Genomic DNA, 18,531 nt, shown 5'->3' on the forward strand with positions numbered 1-18,531 from the left:
AGATGATTCCTCCTTACTTCATCAGCCATTGCTGGTGAGCTTGCATTTGTTTAAAGGCGTAACGAGTCATGAGCCGGTATCCCTTGGCGTTCGGGTGGAAATGGTCCGTCGGGGATAGGTAGTCGTTAAGCTCGTCGCTGGCATTGCTAGCGAGGATCAATTCCTGCAGACTCGCCGTCGAAATTTTACCATTATTCGACTTCTTGGCATCGTGCTTGAGCTTGGCTTGTTGGACGACAGATTTATACTGACCCACGGATAACGCGTGGTTGATATCCACCATGTAGAGGTCGTCAAAGGTCGTGGCTGTTTGCTTGGTGGCTGTGTTCCAATCGTTGACGGCGTTGGTAATTTGCGTCAGGTTGGCAAAGTAGACGTATACGGGATTGTAAATCGTATACAGGTAAATGGGGGCCTTGGGATTGTATTTGCGAACGGTAGTCAAGAGGTGTTTGAGTTTCTTTTGATAAGCGCTCTGGGCCGTATTCAGTTGCACGTTCAACTTGGATTGCTGATTGATAGTTACGTTCTTCGTCAGGGTTTGCAACAAATCATTGCCCCCGACGGTCATAGTGATGGCCTGCGCCTTTTTCAACTGTTGTTGCTGTTCCGTGCTGTTGACCAGTCTTTTTTCAATCTGATCACTGCGGTCGCCGGATTTTCCAAAGTTGTGCATGATCACCTTGACGTGGTCCTTTTTGTGAATCATGGTCTTCAGGCGACCGGTATAGCCGCCATCCTTCTGCTGGTCACCCACCCCTTGTGTCAGGGAGTCACCCAGGGCCACCACACGCACGGTTGAGCGCCGGTTATTGTTGGTGGCATTGTTGGTCTTCGTCGTCCGTGAGCCGGGGTGCCAGTAAGTCAGCGCCGCTAAAACGATGAGCACCAGGAGTAAGGTTACCCCAATAATCTTACTGAGATTCTTAAATTTCATTTTATTGTTCCCCCTCAAGGTAAAGAAAAAGCGGTGGCGTGCGGCCACCCCTTTCCGGATTACATTATTTAGTCGGATCCGTGTAGTACATCAAGGCGAAGGCACCGGGACCACCATGGGTCGCAATGATTGGTACCGTTTCACGAACCAGTACATCTTTGTCAGGCAAGATTTCCTTGAGGTGGCCTTGAATCTTATCGACAGATTCAAAAGCTTCCACGTGAGAAATCCCAATCGAGACGATATCGGGTGTCTGCTTGATTTGTTCGTAAACCTTATCAAAGTAGCGGTCAATGGTCTTCATGCCCCGACCTTTGGCGCGAATCTTGAGTTCGCCACCGGTAACCTGTAGGACGATCTTAATATTCAACAGGGATGTTAACATACCTGCAGCACGGCTCAAACGGCCACCCTTCAGGATGTTTTCCAACGTCACGATGCCCATGAACAACTTCGTGTGATCACGAACGGCTTCGGCCCGTTTTAAAATTGCGTCCCGATCAGCACCCTCAGCGGCCAGCTTCGCAGCTTCAACCACCTGAAAGGCTAAGGCCTGGTCGGTATACTGGCTATCGACCACGGTCACGTCCGCTTTGGACAATTGCGCAGCTTGTTCAGCCGTATGGACGGTGCCACTGATGGCTGCCAGCATACTGAAACAAATGACGCCACTACCATCTTCGCCCAATTTGTCAAAAGTTTCAACAAACCTGCCTAGTGGTGGCTGGCTCGTCTTTGGTAATGACTTCGCCGTCTTCATTTTATCAATAAATTCTTTATTTGTGATGGACTCCCGTTCAACGTAAATCGTGTCATCAATCATGACCGTTAACGGAATAATGGTGATGTCATAGTCCTGAATCTGCTGCTCGGTGAGACCGGCAGATGAATCCGTGACAATCTTAATTTTCGCCATGGTTATCCCACTCTTTCTGACCAGAAATTTTGGTTTATGCTACAATATGCGTAATGAAACATACGGTAATAGTATAGCAGAGTTAGTGACAATTTTCAGTAAGTTGTTCCGAACTCCTGACTGCTTTAGAGAAAAATAAACGTACCCAACCCCTTAAGGAGGAGTTTGTTTGATTAAAGAACGAAGCCACACCTATCAAATTGTCAATGAGGTCCTAAACTCGGTGACCCACGGCATTGGCGCTGCCCTGAGTATCGCCGGCTTAGTGATTCTACTGTTACAGGCCCACGGCAAAGGCGGTGCATTACGCGTGACCACTTTCGCCATTTATGGTGCCATCTTGGTATTGTTCTACCTGGCCTCTACGTTGTTCCACAGCTTGTACTTTACCCGCGGTCGTCACGTTTTTCAAATATTTGACCATTGTGCGATTTATTTGTTGATTGCCGGTACATATACCCCGTTTAGCCTTTTGGTCGTGGGTGGTGCTCTAGGCTGGACGATGTTCGGCATTATTTGGGCCATGGCCGTCTGTGGCATCATCTACAAGGCCCTCTGGCTGGGGAAAATGCAAAAGTTATCGACGATCATTTACGTGGTGATGGGCTGGATGTGCCTGCTGGGGATTAAACCGTTGTACGATGGGCTGGGGCCGGTTGGCTTTGCCCTGCTGTTCTTTGGTGGCGTTGCATTTACCGTCGGCGCCGTCATTTACAGCTTTAAGGGCGTGCCGTTTGGGCACGTCATCTGGCACTTGTTTGTGATGCTGGGGACGGCGCTCATGTACTTCTCCATCCTGTTTTACGCGTAAACAACTTGACCTACATTGTATGACTAACTCCCGGCTTACCGTGCGTCAAATTTAGGCTGGAACGCTGTGGGGAGGACGCTGAAAGCCTGAGAAGCGGTCTTTCAGCTCGCTTTGAACCGCACAAATCGCGTTTCAAAGTCGCCATTTTCCAAGCAACCCACTTGAAAAATCCCACGGCTGAGCCTAAATTTGGCGCACTCACGCCTACACTAGCTAACAAACTCGTCTGTTGTTAAGCAATTACTTTACCGGTGATTCTAGCTAATATACTGTATCTAGGCGAATGGGGCAATGACGGGTTGTTACACCTCATTTGCATTCAAAATATGCGGAATTTAAAAAAAGGTTAATCGCATTCTCAATTCCTGACAGTAGCCGAGGAAGAGAGCGATTAACCGTTTTTAGTGTTACTTCCTAGAGGTTGAGGACAGAAATATAGGCATGCCTTTCTACACATCAGCGGTAGACTCTAAATATCGCTGACATTGTTTGAATCTGCCGACTTGCTGATTACAAAAATCAAACTGGAACACTGTAGACAAACGTTGCCTGTCCAGCAGAGGTACTAAACCAATGTTGTTTTGAAGAACAATCAGAACCGGAGGAGGACAGAGATGGAGGCAGCTGTGTCGACGGTGTAAGCTGAGATTTCTCAGCTTACACCGTGGGACGCGTTTGGAGACTGACGATTTATGTCAGGCTTCAAACCGAGCCGGAGGACCGCTTCTCAGGCCGCAGGTGGTCCCCACAGCAGCTGGAATCTCTGGCAGCCGCAGGTGGCAAACTATAACTAACTTTGAGCTTTCAATCTCATGTTTAGGTTACTTCCGTTGATATTGCTCAAAGGCAAAGTCGTAAGGATTCTTAGCGTTCCGAATCCCCGGCTGCGTATCGATGAGCTGAAACTTGGTGTAGTCAATGGCTGGCATCCAAGTATCGCCATCAAATCCGGCGTGAATGACCGTGCGGTAGAGATAATCGACATCGTTAATCAGGCCGGCGAAAATTTGTGCACCGCCGACCACAAATATTTTTTCGTCTGGTCGTTGGGCAGCGTATGCTCGCACTGCGTCCAGTGAGTCGAGCACGGTTACCCCTGTTGGAAACGCGGTGGTCGGTTGGTGGGTCACGACCACGTTGGTACGGTTAGGCAGTGGTTTGGGAAACGACGCGAACGTCTTGGCTCCGGCCACAATGGTATTTCCCGTCGTCACGGTCTTAAAGTAGTGCATGTCGGCCGGCAGGTGCCAGGGCAAGCCGCCTTGAAACCCGATGACTTTCCCCTGACTTTCGGCCCATAAGTAAATTAACATGGTCGCCTCAATCCTTTCTAAACGGCAACGGGTGCCTTAATGGCAGGCGCTGGATCGTACCCGGTCACCTTAATGTCACTCATTTCATAATCAAAAATACTAGATTTGTCCGGATTTAGCCAAAGTTGTGGCGCTGCCTTGGGCGTCCGAGCCAATTGCGTCTTGACTTGGGTAATATGATTTTTATAAATATGGGCGTCGCCTAAGGTGTGGACAAAGTCGCCGACTTCCAGACCAACTTCTTTGGCAATCAGTGACGTTAGTAGCGCGTAACTGGCAATGTTAAAGGGCACGCCTAAGAAGATATCACCGCTACGTTGGTAAAGCTGGCAGCTGAGTTTGCCATCGTTGACGTAGAACTGGAACATCGTATGGCATGGTGGTAAGGCCATGGATGGCACATCTGCTGGATTCCAGGCCGACACGATCATGCGGCGAGAGTCCGGGTGGGTTCGTAACGTGTCGATCACGTTAGCTAGTTGGTCAATCGTTTCGCCATGATTACCCTGCCAAGCCCGCCACTGACTCCCGTATACCAGGCCCAGATCACCATAATGGTCGCCAAAGGCCTGGTCAGTGAGAATCCGGTCGCAGAATGTCTTTTTCTCAGCTTGATACTGTTCATTAAACGCGTCGTCCACCAACGAACGACGACCAAAGTCGGTCATGTCGGGACCATGGTAGTCGGTGCTTTCGACGTAGCGTTGAAAAGCCCACTCGTCCCAAATGTGGTTGTGGTGTTGCAAGAGGAACCGAATATTCGTATCCCCACGCAGAAACCACAATAATTCTGATTTAATCAAGCCAAACGGCACTTTTTTGGTCGTTAACAGGGGGAAGCCCTCTTGCAAATTAAAGCGCATTTGGTACCCAAATAGGCTAACGGTCCCGGTTCCGGTTCGGTCGGTCTTCTCGTGACCCTCGTTCAAAACCGTTTTGGCCAAATTTAAATAAGCATCTTCTAACACGTTCACGGCCTCCTATTCGGCGTACTCACTGAGGTATTCCCAGCGAGCCATCTTGTCGTCCAACTGCTTGTCCAGGTCGTCTAATTGCGCCTGAAGATCAGCTAATTTATCATAGTTCGCGCCGTTGGCATTCATGGCCGTCTGAACCTGTGACTTTTGGTCTTCGAGGCCGTCAATCAGGCTCTCGATGCCTTCCCACTCTTTTTGTTCAGCGTAGGTCAGCTTCACTTTTTTCTTCGGTTCAGTGGTTTGCTCCGCTGGCTTGGGTGTGGCCTTTGGCTTTTCGCTCTTGGTACTCTGCTTGCTCTGAGCTTGTTCGGCTGCTAAATAGCTACTGAAACGACCGGAATACCGTTCAATGTCGCCATTGCCTGTGAAAATCAACAAGCGGTCGGCAACTTTATCCAAGAAGTACCGGTCATGGGAGACGGTGATGACGGTGCCGGCAAATTGCGAAATATAATCCTCCAACACGGTCAACGTGCCAATATCCAAGTCATTGGTGGGTTCATCCAACAAGAGAACGTTGGGTTGTTCCATCAGTAATTTCAGCAGGTATAACCGCCGCTTTTCCCCACCAGAAAGCTTGCGAATCAGGGTACCGTGCATAAACCGGGGGAACAGAAATTGTTCCAGCAATTCGGTGACACTCACAGAGTTGCCCGCCTTATCGGTCACATTTTGCCCTACCTCAGACAGGTAGTTGATCATCCGTTTGTCGTCCGGAATTGGCTCAATCTGTTGCGTATAGTAAGCCATCTTAACGGTTTCCCCGACTGTGACTATGCCAGAATCCAACGGCAACCGTTGGGCAATCACGTTCAATAGACTGGATTTACCAGCACCATTTTCGCCACTGATTCCAATGCGTTCGCCACCTTGGATGAGGTCATCGAAATCACTGAGAATGACGTGACCACCTAAGGTTAAATTCGCGTCCTTGAGCTCAATGACCTTCTTACCCAATCGTTGCTGGCCTAAGGAGATGGCGACGTTGTTCTGAACTTGGCGCGTGCCCACGTTGCTAGCCAAGTCGTTGAAGCGGTTGATCCGCGCCTGTTGCTTGGTAGAACGGGCCTTGGCCCCCGCCTTCATCCAGGCAAGTTCCTTCTTGTAAAGCTGCTGTTGCTTCTGGTCGGCATCGGCTTCTTGACTCACCCGTTCGGCCTTTTCCTGGACGTAGGCCTGATAGTTACCAGGATACTGATAGAGCTTCCCAAAGTCCAATTCCCAAATTTGGTTGGCAATTTGATCCAGGAAGTACCGGTCATGGGTGACGACGAGCAAGGCGCCCTTGTAGGCCGTCAAATATTGCTGTAACCAGGCAATGGAGTCGAAGTCCAAGTGGTTGGTCGGTTCGTCCAGCAACAATAAGTCTGGGGATTGAATCAATACTTGTGCTAAAGCAACCCGCTTGATTTGCCCCTCGGACATCGTCTTAATCGATTGCGACAGATCGGTGATTTTAAGCTGAGTTAAAATTGTTTTAACGTCGCTTTCAGCCGTCCAAGCCTCTTCTTCGTTCATCTGCGCTTCGGCATCCAGATAACGTTGTTGTGCCTTTGCGTCCTCAGGATGGGCCCCATAGGTTGCCAGCGCAGCTTCGTAACGCCGAATCGTGACGAAGACCTTTTGATCGCCAGAGAAAACGGCATCCATGACCGTTAAAGTTTCGTCCAAATCCGGTTTTTGGGTTAAGTAGCCAATCGTATAGTCCTTAGGCGTACTGATTTCACCCGTCTGCTCGGTACTGATTCCGGCTAACGTGTTGAGCAGTGAGGTCTTCCCACTCCCGTTGACCCCAATCAGGCCAATCCGATCATGTTCATTAATAATGAAATTTAAATTATCAAATAGCGTTTTTTCACCGTAAGTCCGGTGTAAATTATCCGCCCGTAAAGTTTGCATAAATTTTTCACTCTCTTATTTTCAAATTACCGTTAGGCGTTGACGTGGGCCACCAATGCGGCTGTTTCGTTTGGTAAAACGCCAGTCACGACCTGGAATTCTAAATCGCCGAGGATGGCGCCCAATTGTGGTCCGGGCTGAATCCCCGCTTGCATGAGCTCTTTACCCGTGATGGCAAGTTCCTTCTTGTGCTGAATGGGGAGCGCTGCCAGCTGGCTGGTCAACAGGTTCAAACGATCCGGTGTCCCCAGGATTGTCGCAACTTCATTGGCCACCGGCACCAGTTCGGCACCACATTGGTAGAGTTGCCAAGCGGTCAGATCACCAACTAATAAGTGATCAGCGGCCGTGGTCGCTGTTTGCACGGCGGTAATCGTTTGATTGGCCGTCTTCCAGTGTTTGAGAAATACCGTAATCTCGGGCGTGTCGAGCGCAAACTGAGTCGTCAGGAGCGTCCAGGCCGCAATTTCAGACGAAACACCGTGTTGTAACCGCTGAACAAGGTCGGTTAGCGCCGTCTCATGTTCGCCAAAGTCCGGACAGTACTGCCATAAGCCCGTGTCCATGAAATCTTGCAGGCCGCGCTGTGGCGTTTGCCCCATCAGAAGTTTGAGCCATTCGACCTGTGTGCGTTCGACCGCAATCTTTGTTAGCAGTTGGGCGTGCGCCGCGATGGCATCACGTGTTTCCGGAACGATGGTGAAGTCCAGTTGACTCGCAAACCGAACCGCCCGCATCATCCGCAAGGCGTCCTCGTGGAAACGCTCTTGGGCGTCACCCACCGCACGAATGTCATGGTTTTGCATATCAGTTAAGCCGTTGAACAGGTCAATGACTTCCCCATCTTCCTTCATTGCCAGTGCGTTAATGGTGAAATCGCGCCGTTTTAAGTCCTCGGCAAGCGAGCGCACGAAGGTGACCTGATCGGGTCGGCGGTAATCGGTATAGGTAGACTCGGACCGGAACGTGGTGGTTTCATACCCCGTGCCGTGATCCAAAATCATGACGGTACCATGATCAATACCGGTATCGACGGTCCGCTTGAACAGGCCTTTAATCTCATTAGGATAGGCGCTGGTGGCGATGTCAACGTCGTGGATGGTTTTACCCAGGATGGTGTCGCGGACGCTCCCACCCACGAAATAAGCCTCATAACCGGCCTGTTCAATGGTCTGTAAGACTGGCCGGGCCAATTCAAATTCATTTGGTAAGTGTTCTAATTTCATTCTCTTCACCCTTTTTTGCCAGTTTATTTCTGTTTTTCACTCACTATGTCAGTCTAACAGATTCGCCGCAGAAATTGAATTCAAACTCCTGGAGATTATGCGAAACTAAAAGTCATTGGCAACATTGCCGGCTTACCGTGAGCCTACGTTGCGTAGGTCAATGACTGATCATTAAATGATCTGATTTGCAACGATATGGTGTCTAAAATAGCCTTACACGAAAGATACTAGAGTTGTCTATACCCGGCTGGCGCATCGTTTCTCAGGACAACGGTGGCATTTTTGACCTAATTTAATCGTCATCCGCGTTAATCTAAGCTGTTTGTACGTCCGGATTTTTCTTCAGAAGTTGTCCTTAAAACATGACAAAGCCCATCAATTGTTTAGAAATGAACGTCCTGAACAAATGAGCTGTAGGTTCTTTCAGGGTGGCTGTGCTATGATGGGTCTATGAGAATCACACCGTTGACGGCCGCTACCTCTATTGATGGCCCCAACGGCGTACGTAAGGAGTGGATGGTATGGCTCAAAAGGACGAATCGATTCGCCTGTTTGATTTAATTATGATTGGTGTCGGTTGCGCCATGTTTGCATTTGGCTTGGTTTTCTTTAACATTGCGAATCACTTAGCGGATGGTGGCATATCGGGGATTACGCTAATTTTGCGGGCGCTATTCAAGATTGACCCCGCCTACTCAACAATTTTGATTAACGTTCCCCTGATTATTATTGGTTGGCGGTTTCTTGGCCGTCAGTCGTTGGTCTACACCATCTATGGCACGGTTATGCTGTCCCTTTTTCTGTGGGTCTGGCAACGGGTGCCGATTGTGATTGACCTGCACGGCGACCTGTTGCTTTCGGCTCTAGGCGCTGGGTTAATCGGTGGCTTGGGTTCCGGCTTGCTTTACCGTTACGGTGGAACAACCGGTGGTACCGATATCGTCGCCCGAATCTTCGAGCGGTTCCGCGGCGTGCCAATGGGAAAAACGCTATTATACTTAGATGTGGTCGTGCTCTTAATCTCATTGGTCTACATTGATCTGCAGCACATGGCGTACACGTTGATTTATTCTTACGTGTTCTCCCGCATCGTTAATTTCACGCTAGAAGGTGCCTACGCGGCTCGGGGCGTCATTGTCGTGTCCGCCAAGCACCAAGAAATTACCAATGACATCATGGATCAACTGGAACGTGGCGTTAGCTTGGTGAATGGCGAAGGTGGCTATTCCCATCAGGAACGGAAAATGATTTACGTGGTCGTCGCCCCTAGCGAGTTACATCGCTTACGACAAATTATTTCACGCAATGATCCACGGGCGTTTGTCTCCGTGATTAATGTAAATGAGGCTTTAGGCGAAGGTTTTTCGTTTGCGGTACCGAAGAAAGGTATTTTGGGACGCTTTAAACGTTAGGTTCTGGTTTTGGCAATCGCGGTTTTTGCGATTGCTTTTATTTTTGTGAGATAAGTTAAAGTAATTATTGTGTTCTTACTCAAACAAAAAGAACGCCTCCGCAGAGACCTTCTCTTTACGCGACACCTTAGTCTTCGTACCCTTCTAACATCAACGCCATTTCCGCGTCATCTGGCACCACTTGCAGATAGGCATGTAAGAGCTTCACGACTTGGTCACTGGCCCCTTCTTCACGGTAAAAGTAGATCGCGGGCTTCAAGAAGTCTGCCTGATCCATGAAGAATGGCTGGGCGGCATCGTAATTCTTACGGGCGGCCGCAAAGTCCTCTTGATGCTCAGCCGTGACCGCTAAGTTCCAATACAATTGGGGATCGGCGTCATCGCTCTTGACATAGGGCTGGACCAAGTCGACATTTTCTTGCCAACGTCCCTGCTTCACGTACAGATTACTCAGCTGAATGACGGCACTTAAATCGTCGCTGTCGAGCTGATGGCCCTGCTTCAAATACTTCTCCGCCAAGGCCTCATCGTCCAGCTTAGTGGCGACGTGAGCGGCCTGTAACCACAATTTCTCGTTATACTGATCGACACCCAGGCCTTCCTGCAGCGCCGTCAACGCTTCCTCCAGCCGATTTTCCTCTTCCAGCGCCTGTCCCAGGTACGGGTACAGGGATGTGTAATGGGAATCGCTGTCTTTCAAATCGTTGAAGAGGTCGATCGCCGTTGTCCGTTCCTTTAACTGCAGGTAGGTAAAGGCCGTCTCAAATTTCACGTCTGGGGTCATCTCACCTGGATGAATCTGCTTCAGGTAACCAATCGCCTGTTCAAAGCGACCGGCATTAGCGTAAGCCACACCCAACCGTTCGACAATGTTGACCCGGGAGAGTTCCGTTGTACCGGCCGTAATCAGGTCTAAATACAGCGGAATGGCCTTCCTGTACTCCCGCATGGTGAAGTAGAGCTCCGCCAAGGCAAACGTGATGACGGGCTCCTCAGGGGCCAATTTCTTGGCCGTTAAAAGTTTTTGCTCACTGACTTCGAAGAGTTCTTGTGTCTGGTACAAGTCAGCAGCCACCATCAGCGATTCAATGTAGGCTGGTGAGCCGGGCTGAACCTGGTTCAAATAGTCCAAAGCCTCGTCGTTCTTGTCCTCATCGATTGCGATGTCGGCCAAATTAGTCCGTAATTCATCTTCGTCCGGATATTTTTTCAACAATTTTTCGTAAATCCGTCGCGACTGGTTTAAAAAGCCCAACGAATAAAGTTCTTCACCTAGGCTAAACAACGTATCATCGTCGTCATGCCGGAGGGACAGGGCGTATTGCTTTTTAAAGTCCTCTAGTTGTCCCTTCTCTAATTGGTCCAGAGCCGTTTCTGCATAACTCATAATCCGCCTCCATTAATTTTTTATCATTCGTTATTGGTTAAAGAATGACCACCTGCGGCTGTTAGAGATTCCAGCTACTGTGGGGACCCGCCGCCTGTGGGCTGAAAACGGTCAGCCAGCTAAGCGTGTATTTTAACTATCGTGACACCGTTCTTAATCAGCACCAACCATCTTACCACTCCTGCGGGGAAAAGTACGTCATCACGGTTCCTAAGCACCATTTTCATAGGCCATCACTGGTTTTTAAAATACTTAAGCGTAGCAAAAAGCCAGCCCGGCATACACCGTACTGGCCCTTCACGCGCTAAATAATAGAATTATTTAACAGCATCCTTTAAAGCTTTACCTGGCTTAAATGCAGGTACTTTGCTTGCAGGAATTTGGATTTCTTGTCCAGTTTGTGGGTTACGGCCCTTACGAGCTGCACGTTCACGCACTTCAAAGTTACCAAAGCCGATCAATTGAACCTTTTCGCCTTTAGCTAAAGTTGCTTGGACAGAATCGAATACTGCATCAACTGCAGCAGTTGCGTCCTTTTTAGTTAAGCCAGTTGCAGTTGCAACATCGCTAACCAATTGTGCTTTGTTTGCCATTTTGAATTCACCTCCCGCATAGAAGATTAGATGAATGCCATCTAGTGATCATTTTTGAGTGGTCCAAAAATGATGAAACAAATACGGTCAGCCGCATCATTTCTTTATCAAAGATAGCACAGGAAGCCTTATATGACAAGGGATAACGCCATTTTTTAGCAATAAAACTTCAAGAATCGTGATTTTTACTAAGAAAACGTTAAAATCAGGCTAAAAACCTGGTCTTATGCCCCTTCTTCTACTTCCGTGCCCGCTCGATCAAATGGATCGGTGTGCCCTCAAAATCGAAGTGTTCACGGATTTGATTTTCCAAGAATCGTTCATAAGAGAAGTGCATCATCTTCGGGTCGTTGACGAAGACCACAAAAGTTGGTGGCGCCACCGCAACCTGCGTGCCATAGTAGACCCGCAGTCGCTTACCATTGTCAGATGGCGTTGGGTTCAGTGCGATTGCATCCATGATCACGTCGTTCAGCGTTGCGGATTGCACCCGCTTGTTATGGTTCTCTGAGACGCGCTTGATCATAGCTGGCAACTGATCCAACCGTTGCCCCGTCTTGGCCGAAACAAAGACGATTGGTGCGTAGCTCAAGTATTGGAATTCTAGACGAATTAGGTTTTGGAAGTCGGTTAACGTGTGGTTATCCTTCTTCAACGTATCCCACTTGTTGACCAGGATAATGATTCCCCGACCTGCTTCATGGGCATAACCAGCGACCCGCTTATCTTGTTCCCGAATGCCTTCTTCGGCGTTTAAAACGACCAAGACAACGTCGGAATCATCAATCGCCCGCATGGCCCGCATAACACTGTAACGTTCCGTGTTTTCGTAAACTTTCCCCCGTTTACGAATCCCGGCCGTATCGACCATCGTAAACTTGGTATCATCCGCGGTAAACTTGGTATCGACAGCGTCACGGGTCGTCCCAGCAATATCGGACACAATAACCCGATCCTCACCAAGCATTGCGTTAACCAATGAGGACTTACCGACGTTGGGCCGGCCAATCAGACTGAACCGGATGGAATCATCCTTAGGTGCACCATCGTCATCAGGAAATTCCTTCACAACGGCGTCCAGCAAATCCCCTAAACCTAACCCATGGACCCCAGAAACCGCGTAAGGGTCGCCAAAGCCTAAGGAATAGAAATCGTAAATACTCTCCCGGGTTTCCGGGTTATCGGCTTTGTTGACGGCAAGAATGACCGGCTTGTCAGCGCGATACAGGATCTTAGCGACCTTTTCATCCGCATCAGTGACGCCTTCAGGAGCGCTCACAATGAAGACAATGACGTCGGCTTCTTCAATCGCAATTTCAGCCTGTTGTGTAATCTGAGTTAAAAATGGTTCATCACCGAGGTCAATTCCCCCAGTATCAATCATCCGAAATTCAGTTCCCAGCCATTCAGCATGGGTGTAAATTCGATCTCGGGTAACTCCAGGTGTATCCTCAACGATGGAGATCCGTTCGCCGGCGATCCGGTTGAACAGGGTTGACTTCCCGACGTTTGGGCGGCCAACAATGGCAACTATTGGAAATGCCACGATAAATCCCTCCTTTATTTCTATGATGTCAGTTGACATGAAAAGGGTTCAGAACGAAACCAACAAAGTTCCGTTCCAAACCCTCTTCAACCAAACATGTTAGTTGTTTTCGTTATCTTCCATATCTTTCTTCAAGCTGTCCCCAATGAGGTCACCTAAAGAGAAACCGGTGCTTTCTTCTGGGGCATTAGCCGTTGAAGTTTCAGCACTGTTCCGGTTGTTACGACGACGGTTTCCACCGTTGTTGTTGCTCCGGCTACGGTTATTGTTGCTACTGTTGTTACTGTGGTTTTCAGAAGAATCGTCAGCAGATTGTGGCTTTTCTTCCAAGGCCTTGATGGACAATGCCAAACGGTGATCGTCTGGACGAACGTCTAAGACCTTAACCTTGATTTCTTGACCAACTTTCAAGACGTCAGCAGGCGTCGCGATGTGTTGATGAGAAATTTGGGAAATATGAACTAAACCTTCAACGCCTGGGAAGACTTCAACGAAGGCCCCAAAACTAGTCAAACGCTTAACAGTTCCGTCTAAGACGCTACCTTGAGGTGCCTTTTCTTCAATCCCGTCCCAAGGTTCTGGTAAGGTTTGCTTGATAGAAAGGGAAATCCGGTCGCGGTCTGGGTCTACAGATAAGACCTTAACCTTAACTTCTTGGCCAACCTTCAAGACATCGCTAGGCTTTTCAACCCGTTCAAAGGCGATTTCTGAAACGTGAACCAATCCATCAACGCCACCAAGGTCAACGAAAGCACCAAAGTTTGTCAGACGTGCAACTTTACCTTCGACAATGTCGCCGGCAGTTAACTTAGCCATGATTTCTTCTTTTTGTGCTGCCCGTTGCTTTTCAACAATGGCCCGGTGAGATAAGATCAACCGGTTTTCACTAGGTTCGATTTCAACAATCTTGAATTCCAAGGTTTGACCCTTGAATTGCGCAAGATCTTCAACGAAGTGATCTGATGCCATAGATGCAGGTACGAAACCACGAACACCAGCATCAACAACCAATCCACCCTTGACCACTTGGGTAACAGGGGCAGTTAAGGTATGACCAGCTTCGAATTCCTTTTCGATATCGTCCCAAACTTTACGGGCTTCTAAGCGACGTTGAGACAGTAAGTAGCTACCGCCTTCCTTGTCGGTACCGATGCGGGAAATTACAACGAGGTCCATAACGTCCCCGACTTTAATTTCAGATTTGATATCTTCTGCAGTCGTGGTTAATTCCTTCTTAGGAACAACCCCTTCAACCCCAGTATCAGCAATCCCAACGATTGCTTGTTGGTCATCATCGATTGCTAAGACTTCACCCTTAACAACGTCACCAACTTTAACAGTGTCGATGCTATTTAAAGCATCTAATAAATCATTGTTTTCATTGTTTTGACTCGTGCCATTTTCACTCATGCGAAATTTTCCTCCTTGCGACAACTCTATATACTATTTTAGCTGATTCTTCTAGTAAAAGCTAGTAAAATGCCTATTTCTCTAGGATTCTTTTTGCTGAATGATTTCTGCAATCTTATCAGCAACCTCTTCGATGCTCATAGACGTAGTATCCAAGCGGATTGCGTCGGCTGCCTGGGTCAGCGGCGACACCTTACGCGTGGAATCTTTTCGGTCCCGTTCTTCGATTTCATGCTTCAAAGTCGCTAATGGCGTATCGATTCCTTTTGCTGCATTGTCTTTCAACCGGCGTTGTGCCCGTTCGTCCACACTGGCAACCAAGAAAATCTTGACCTCAGCTTTGGGTAATACGGTCGATCCGATATCACGACCATCCATCACAATGCCACCAGCATCGGCAATTTGCCGCTGACGTTCCGTTAATTCGGTCCGAACAGCTGGCAGTGCTGAGACGGCTGACACTGAATTGGTCACATCTGGTTGGCGAATCGCCAAGGTGACCTCGGTATCGTCCACGAACACCTTTTGGACCGGTGTCCCTGGTTCAAAACGAATGGTGATTTGATCCAACAGCCCTTTAACGGCCGCTTCGTCGGTTAAACCCACGCCTGCTTGTAAAACTTTCCAAGTAATGGCGCGGTACATGGCACCCGTATCACAGTATATGTAGTGAAAACGTTGGGCAACAATCTTAGCAACCGTACTCTTGCCGGCAGATGCTGGGCCGTCAATGGCAACTTGCAATCCTTGTTTCTCCATGAAAACCAAACTCCCTATTCAATATTTTTAAAGCTTAGCGAACCCGCAACTTCTGTCCCGGATAAAGGGACGAACCAGAAGACAGGCCGTTTAATTCCAATAATTTTTGCACAGAGATACCGGCATTGGTCGCTACCCGGTAGACCCCTTGACCAGACTCAACCGTTGCATACTTGGAACCCGCAGCAGAACTGCTTGAACTGCTAGCACTACTGGAACTCGTGGTGCTGGCAGTCGTTGAGTCGGTAGTAGCAGAAGAACTGCTAGTCGTTTTAGCTGAACTAGCAGTTGTGGTTGAAGTCGTAGATTTCTTAGGCGAGCTAGCGGCCACGGTTGAAGAAGCCTTCTTGGCTGAAGACTTTTTCCGACTGCTGGTACTCTTCTTAGCCTTACTGGATGAGCTGGACGAACTTGCCGCCACCTTTTCCGTATTCTGTGGCCGGTTAACAGCGCTTTGTCGCGCCAGTCCATAGACCAATGACGCCGCAGCAATCACCACAATAATGGCAACTAAAATAATCGTTACCATGGTATTGCTGTGATTTTGCCGCCGCATTTTCGTTCGTGACAGGTTACCCTGGTCGTCCCGATCATCAGCAAATGATTGGTCCCATGGATGGGATTCTTGTTTCTTCGGCGTTTGATCGTCACGCTTCTGACTCATCATCTAACCTCCCTGAAAAACTTTCACCGGTAATTGTACCACGTCAGCGTTTTTTTCGATAGCTATAATTGGCTAAAATGTCGACATCACGGCATTCCTTAGAATTCTCTTAAGCATATTTAGGGATAATTAACGCCTTGTGTTGCAAAATAGCAAATTGGTCCCCGTCACTCACTATCACTAAAATAACCGTGCCAGCCTTTCCTGCCATGGCACCTTCTGGATGGGTGCAGGCGTCACCGCCTGTTGCAAAAGGTGAATGGCCGCCAAATCTAATGGCTGATTACTTGGCGCACAGCAGGCTTCATCATGTGCTGGCGCCGCTTCATCAAATGCCTGCAGCCACTTTTCTCTGAGACAGGTTGGCGACTGTACGTAGTCAACCATCTGACTCAAAGCGTGATTTCGTTCCCGTTCACGACCCGCAAAGAGCCGCTCGACTGCCGCCTGGCTGATGCCATGGTCCCGATAAAAAGCCAACAGGTGAATCTGGGGCTCGTCCGCGGCAAAACTCTGCGGATGCGCATAGTATCGTTGAATGGTCTCGGCTTCCGGTCGATTTGACTGACCTAGGGCCAAGGGCAGTTGCTCGTCACCCGGCGCATAAAGCAAAATGGCAACGCTGGGGGCACCATCCCGACCGGCCCGGCCAATCTCTTGCGCGTAACTTTCCAAGTCTGCTGGTAAATGATAATGGATTACGAACCGAACATTGTCCTTGTCGATCCCCATGCCAAAGGCACTGGTCGCACAGATAATGTCCAGCTTGTCGGTCATGAACTGTTGCTGGATCTTGAAACGATCCTCGGCGTCCAAGCCTGCATGATAGGCCGCCGCGGTAACGCCAGCTGTTTGTTGCAACCACAAGGCCGTGTCACTGGCCTGTTGCTTACTCGAAAAGTACACCACACCTGGCCGTGGCAGCCGTTTGACCAAATCCTGTAGCCGCGACTGCTTCGTGGCTTCGTCGGCCACATTCTCGACATCCAAAAAGATATTGGGTCGATTGACCGATTCAGTCACGACTGCTGGGGTGCTCCGCAACTGCTTGGCAATCTCGTGGCGGGTCTGTTTGCCAGCCGTGGCAGTTAACATGAGGGTTAATGGTCGCTGAAGCTTGTCGCGAATAGCGCCCAGCAGGAGGTATTCCGGCCGAAAGTCTGGGCCCCACTGGACGATACAGTGGGCCTCATCAATCACCAGCAGACTCAAATTGATGCGTTGTAATTGGTTCAGCATCTGTGGTTGTGACAGCATTTCTGGCGACAAAAAGAGAAACTGCAGCTGATCCAAATGATTTAAGATGCTCAGTCGTTCCCCAAACGGCGTCAAGGAGTTAATGGCCGCTGCGCGTTTAAAGCCGTTCATTCGCAGGCGGTCGACCTGATCGTTCATGAGTGAAAGTAGCGGCGACACGATGAGCACGCACCCCGGATGACGGTAACCATAGAGTTGGTAAATCAAGGTTTTCCCGGCACCCGTCGGTAAAATTGCTAGGGTATCTTTTCCCGCTTCCAAGCTGGTTAAAGCGGCTTCCTGACCCGAACGAAACTGACTAAACCCAAAGACCCGTTGCAAACTTGCGGTTAAAGATTCCATTATGCCGGTACCTCCTGCTTCATTCGCCAAATTGCGTAGAGTCGAAAATAAAAAAAATCATATTCGGCTTGCATCGCCTGGGGTAAAGCCACGTATTGCCACGAATCTAAGTCGCCGTGTACAGCCGTTCTAAAGGCCTCCCGCATTGCTGGTGGCAAGACCAACTCATACGGAAAATCCGTCACCGGTAGCATGATGGCCGCCTCTAATAGATGCTCGCGAACGGTACTGAGCTTAATCTTACGGCGATCGGCGACCCGTTGTAAATCACCACCAGCCGTCACCGCTGCCAGTGTTGCTTGTGAACTCGTGGATACGGGTAACCGCCACAGTGGCGCCAATAGATTGTGCAATGGATGTGTGGTCTGCCACGCGTCACGGGCAATCTGGGCCACTCCGTCAAATTCCCTGAGTCGAATTTGCCAGATGGCCTGGTCGGTCGCTAAGGCCAACTGCTCTAGCGTTAAGCCTGGTTGGTCGAATCCCGTGAATTGATCGGTCATGATGCTCGCTGTTTCGTTAGGCAATTGTCGCAAGCTGGCGGTCAGGGCGGTTGCCAAATCGCTGGCAAGCGCTGGTCCCTTAGCGCCGTGAAACCATTGCCGCACGGCTCGCCGGGTTTCTTGGTCGGTCGCCAGCGGGTAGTAGCGAGCGGTACTGTGCGCGAATTGGGAGGTTACCTGAACCGCGAGTAACAGGCGTTGCCGGGCGGCATTGAGATCCCAATTCACCCACTGATCCACGGTAACGGGCCGGTAATAGGCGTGCTGTGCCAGGCCCACTTCACCCTTGGCCGTTAAGCGCAGCGTTTTTTGTTCCGCGTCAACCGTCACCCAATCGCGCTGCTGAAGGTCTTGAATCGCCGTATCCAAGCCGCCACGGGCCAAGTGTTTTGAGAGATTCAACAGGGGCAGCAAGTGGTACCGTTGCCCCCAGTAAAGGGTGGACACCGTTTTTTTGCCGCGCAAAAGATTTTCAATGACCCGGATTCTTCGATCCTGTTTGCTACTTAGAAGTTGGCCTAAGTCAACGGCTTCCACGGTGATCTCCTCCTCTCTACTTTGAAACCATTCATAAATTTT

Annotated in this window: 16 protein-coding genes; 2 read left to right on the forward strand and 14 right to left on the reverse strand. The window is 49.4% G+C overall.

Annotation, left to right across the window (positions count from 1 at the left end):
• Positions 1 to 13: 13 nt before the first annotated feature.
• Together EKM99_RS09315 and EKM99_RS09320 are read right to left on the reverse strand one after the other, a co-directional pair.
• Positions 14 to 937, reverse strand: a complete 924-nt coding sequence (locus tag EKM99_RS09315; protein ID WP_125583125.1) for a GDSL-type esterase/lipase family protein — start codon at positions 935 to 937, stop codon at positions 14 to 16.
• A 64-nt stretch (positions 938 to 1,001) separates the two neighbouring features.
• Positions 1,002 to 1,853: a DegV family protein gene (locus tag EKM99_RS09320; protein WP_125583127.1), complete on the reverse strand. Its 852-nt coding sequence runs from the start codon at positions 1,851 to 1,853 to the stop codon at positions 1,002 to 1,004.
• A gap of 169 nt (positions 1,854 to 2,022) precedes the next feature.
• On the opposite strand from EKM99_RS09320, the gene trhA reads away from it, so the two are divergent.
• Positions 2,023 to 2,664: a PAQR family membrane homeostasis protein TrhA gene (trhA, locus tag EKM99_RS09325; protein WP_125583129.1), complete on the forward strand. Its 642-nt coding sequence runs from the start codon at positions 2,023 to 2,025 to the stop codon at positions 2,662 to 2,664.
• 821 nt (positions 2,665 to 3,485) lie between these two features.
• Here trhA and EKM99_RS09330 read toward each other — a convergent pair.
• Genes EKM99_RS09330 through EKM99_RS09345 form a run of 4 tightly spaced genes read right to left on the reverse strand, consistent with a single transcriptional unit; the run spans position 3,486 to position 8,079 of the window.
• On the reverse strand, positions 3,486 to 3,977 hold the full coding sequence (locus EKM99_RS09330; protein WP_125583131.1) for a dihydrofolate reductase: 492 nt from the start codon (positions 3,975 to 3,977) through the stop codon (positions 3,486 to 3,488).
• A 17-nt stretch (positions 3,978 to 3,994) separates the two neighbouring features.
• Positions 3,995 to 4,945: a thymidylate synthase gene (locus tag EKM99_RS09335; protein WP_125583133.1), complete on the reverse strand. Its 951-nt coding sequence runs from the start codon at positions 4,943 to 4,945 to the stop codon at positions 3,995 to 3,997.
• Positions 4,946 to 4,957: 12 nt separating this feature from the next.
• Positions 4,958 to 6,853, reverse strand: coding sequence for an ABC-F family ATP-binding cassette domain-containing protein (locus EKM99_RS09340; protein WP_125583135.1), 1,896 nt, complete (start codon positions 6,851 to 6,853; stop codon positions 4,958 to 4,960).
• 32 nt (positions 6,854 to 6,885) lie between these two features.
• Positions 6,886 to 8,079 carry a CCA tRNA nucleotidyltransferase gene (locus EKM99_RS09345; protein ID WP_125583137.1) on the reverse strand — a complete coding sequence of 398 codons (1,194 nt, stop codon included), beginning with the start codon at positions 8,077 to 8,079 and terminating at the stop codon, positions 6,886 to 6,888.
• 521 nt (positions 8,080 to 8,600) lie between these two features.
• Here EKM99_RS09345 and EKM99_RS09350 point away from each other — a divergent pair.
• On the forward strand, positions 8,601 to 9,491 hold the full coding sequence (locus tag EKM99_RS09350) for a YitT family protein (RefSeq protein ID WP_125583139.1): 891 nt from the start codon (positions 8,601 to 8,603) through the stop codon (positions 9,489 to 9,491).
• A 127-nt stretch (positions 9,492 to 9,618) separates the two neighbouring features.
• Here the strand turns inward: EKM99_RS09350 and EKM99_RS09355 are convergent, their stop codons facing one another.
• The 8 genes from EKM99_RS09355 to EKM99_RS09390 form a co-directional block, all read right to left on the reverse strand.
• Positions 9,619 to 10,878, reverse strand: coding sequence for a tetratricopeptide repeat protein (locus EKM99_RS09355; protein WP_125583141.1), 1,260 nt, complete (start codon positions 10,876 to 10,878; stop codon positions 9,619 to 9,621).
• A gap of 317 nt (positions 10,879 to 11,195) precedes the next feature.
• Positions 11,196 to 11,471 (reverse strand): HU family DNA-binding protein, encoded by a 276-nt coding sequence (locus EKM99_RS09360; RefSeq protein ID WP_011667553.1) that lies wholly within the window; start codon positions 11,469 to 11,471, stop codon positions 11,196 to 11,198.
• A 238-nt stretch (positions 11,472 to 11,709) separates the two neighbouring features.
• Positions 11,710 to 13,017 carry a ribosome biogenesis GTPase Der gene (gene der / locus EKM99_RS09365; RefSeq protein WP_125583143.1) on the reverse strand — a complete coding sequence of 436 codons (1,308 nt, stop codon included), beginning with the start codon at positions 13,015 to 13,017 and terminating at the stop codon, positions 11,710 to 11,712.
• 99 nt (positions 13,018 to 13,116) lie between these two features.
• Positions 13,117 to 14,427: a 30S ribosomal protein S1 gene (rpsA, locus tag EKM99_RS09370; protein WP_125583144.1), complete on the reverse strand. Its 1,311-nt coding sequence runs from the start codon at positions 14,425 to 14,427 to the stop codon at positions 13,117 to 13,119.
• Positions 14,428 to 14,508: 81 nt separating this feature from the next.
• Positions 14,509 to 15,186 (reverse strand): (d)CMP kinase, encoded by a 678-nt coding sequence (cmk, locus tag EKM99_RS09375; RefSeq protein WP_125583146.1) that lies wholly within the window; start codon positions 15,184 to 15,186, stop codon positions 14,509 to 14,511.
• A 34-nt stretch (positions 15,187 to 15,220) separates the two neighbouring features.
• Positions 15,221 to 15,850 carry a LysM peptidoglycan-binding domain-containing protein gene (locus EKM99_RS09380; protein ID WP_125583148.1) on the reverse strand — a complete coding sequence of 210 codons (630 nt, stop codon included), beginning with the start codon at positions 15,848 to 15,850 and terminating at the stop codon, positions 15,221 to 15,223.
• A 180-nt stretch (positions 15,851 to 16,030) separates the two neighbouring features.
• Entirely contained in the window at positions 16,031 to 17,449 is a 1,419-nt protein-coding gene (locus EKM99_RS09385) for a RecQ family ATP-dependent DNA helicase (protein ID WP_225419828.1), read from the reverse strand.
• Positions 17,449 to 18,489 (reverse strand): helix-turn-helix domain-containing protein, encoded by a 1,041-nt coding sequence (locus tag EKM99_RS09390; RefSeq protein ID WP_125583150.1) that lies wholly within the window; start codon positions 18,487 to 18,489, stop codon positions 17,449 to 17,451. The genes EKM99_RS09385 and EKM99_RS09390 overlap by 1 nt, the downstream gene beginning before the upstream one ends.
• Positions 18,490 to 18,531 lie beyond the last annotated feature (42 nt).

It is taken from the genome of Levilactobacillus cerevisiae, from assembly GCF_003946245.1.
Lineage (GTDB): Bacteria > Bacillota > Bacilli > Lactobacillales > Lactobacillaceae > Levilactobacillus > Levilactobacillus cerevisiae.

Coding starts and splice junctions, on each gene's coding strand:
- EKM99_RS09350 (WP_125583139.1), top strand. CDS start 8,601: ATGGCTCAAAAGGACGAATCGATTCGCCTGTTTGATTTAATTATGATT.
- EKM99_RS09380 (WP_125583148.1), bottom strand. CDS start 15,850: ATGAGTCAGAAGCGTGACGATCAAACGCCGAAGAAACAAGAATCCCAT.
- EKM99_RS09330 (WP_125583131.1), bottom strand. CDS start 3,977: ATGTTAATTTACTTATGGGCCGAAAGTCAGGGGAAAGTCATCGGGTTT.
- cmk (WP_125583146.1), bottom strand. CDS start 15,186: ATGGAGAAACAAGGATTGCAAGTTGCCATTGACGGCCCAGCATCTGCC.
- EKM99_RS09320 (WP_125583127.1), bottom strand. CDS start 1,853: ATGGCGAAAATTAAGATTGTCACGGATTCATCTGCCGGTCTCACCGAG.
- rpsA (WP_125583144.1), bottom strand. CDS start 14,427: ATGAGTGAAAATGGCACGAGTCAAAACAATGAAAACAATGATTTATTA.
- EKM99_RS09355 (WP_125583141.1), bottom strand. CDS start 10,878: ATGAGTTATGCAGAAACGGCTCTGGACCAATTAGAGAAGGGACAACTA.
- EKM99_RS09345 (WP_125583137.1), bottom strand. CDS start 8,079: ATGAAATTAGAACACTTACCAAATGAATTTGAATTGGCCCGGCCAGTC.
- EKM99_RS09340 (WP_125583135.1), bottom strand. CDS start 6,853: ATGCAAACTTTACGGGCGGATAATTTACACCGGACTTACGGTGAAAAA.
- EKM99_RS09385 (WP_225419828.1), bottom strand. CDS start 17,449: ATGGAATCTTTAACCGCAAGTTTGCAACGGGTCTTTGGGTTTAGTCAG.
- EKM99_RS09315 (WP_125583125.1), bottom strand. CDS start 937: ATGAAATTTAAGAATCTCAGTAAGATTATTGGGGTAACCTTACTCCTG.
- EKM99_RS09360 (WP_011667553.1), bottom strand. CDS start 11,471: ATGGCAAACAAAGCACAATTGGTTAGCGATGTTGCAACTGCAACTGGC.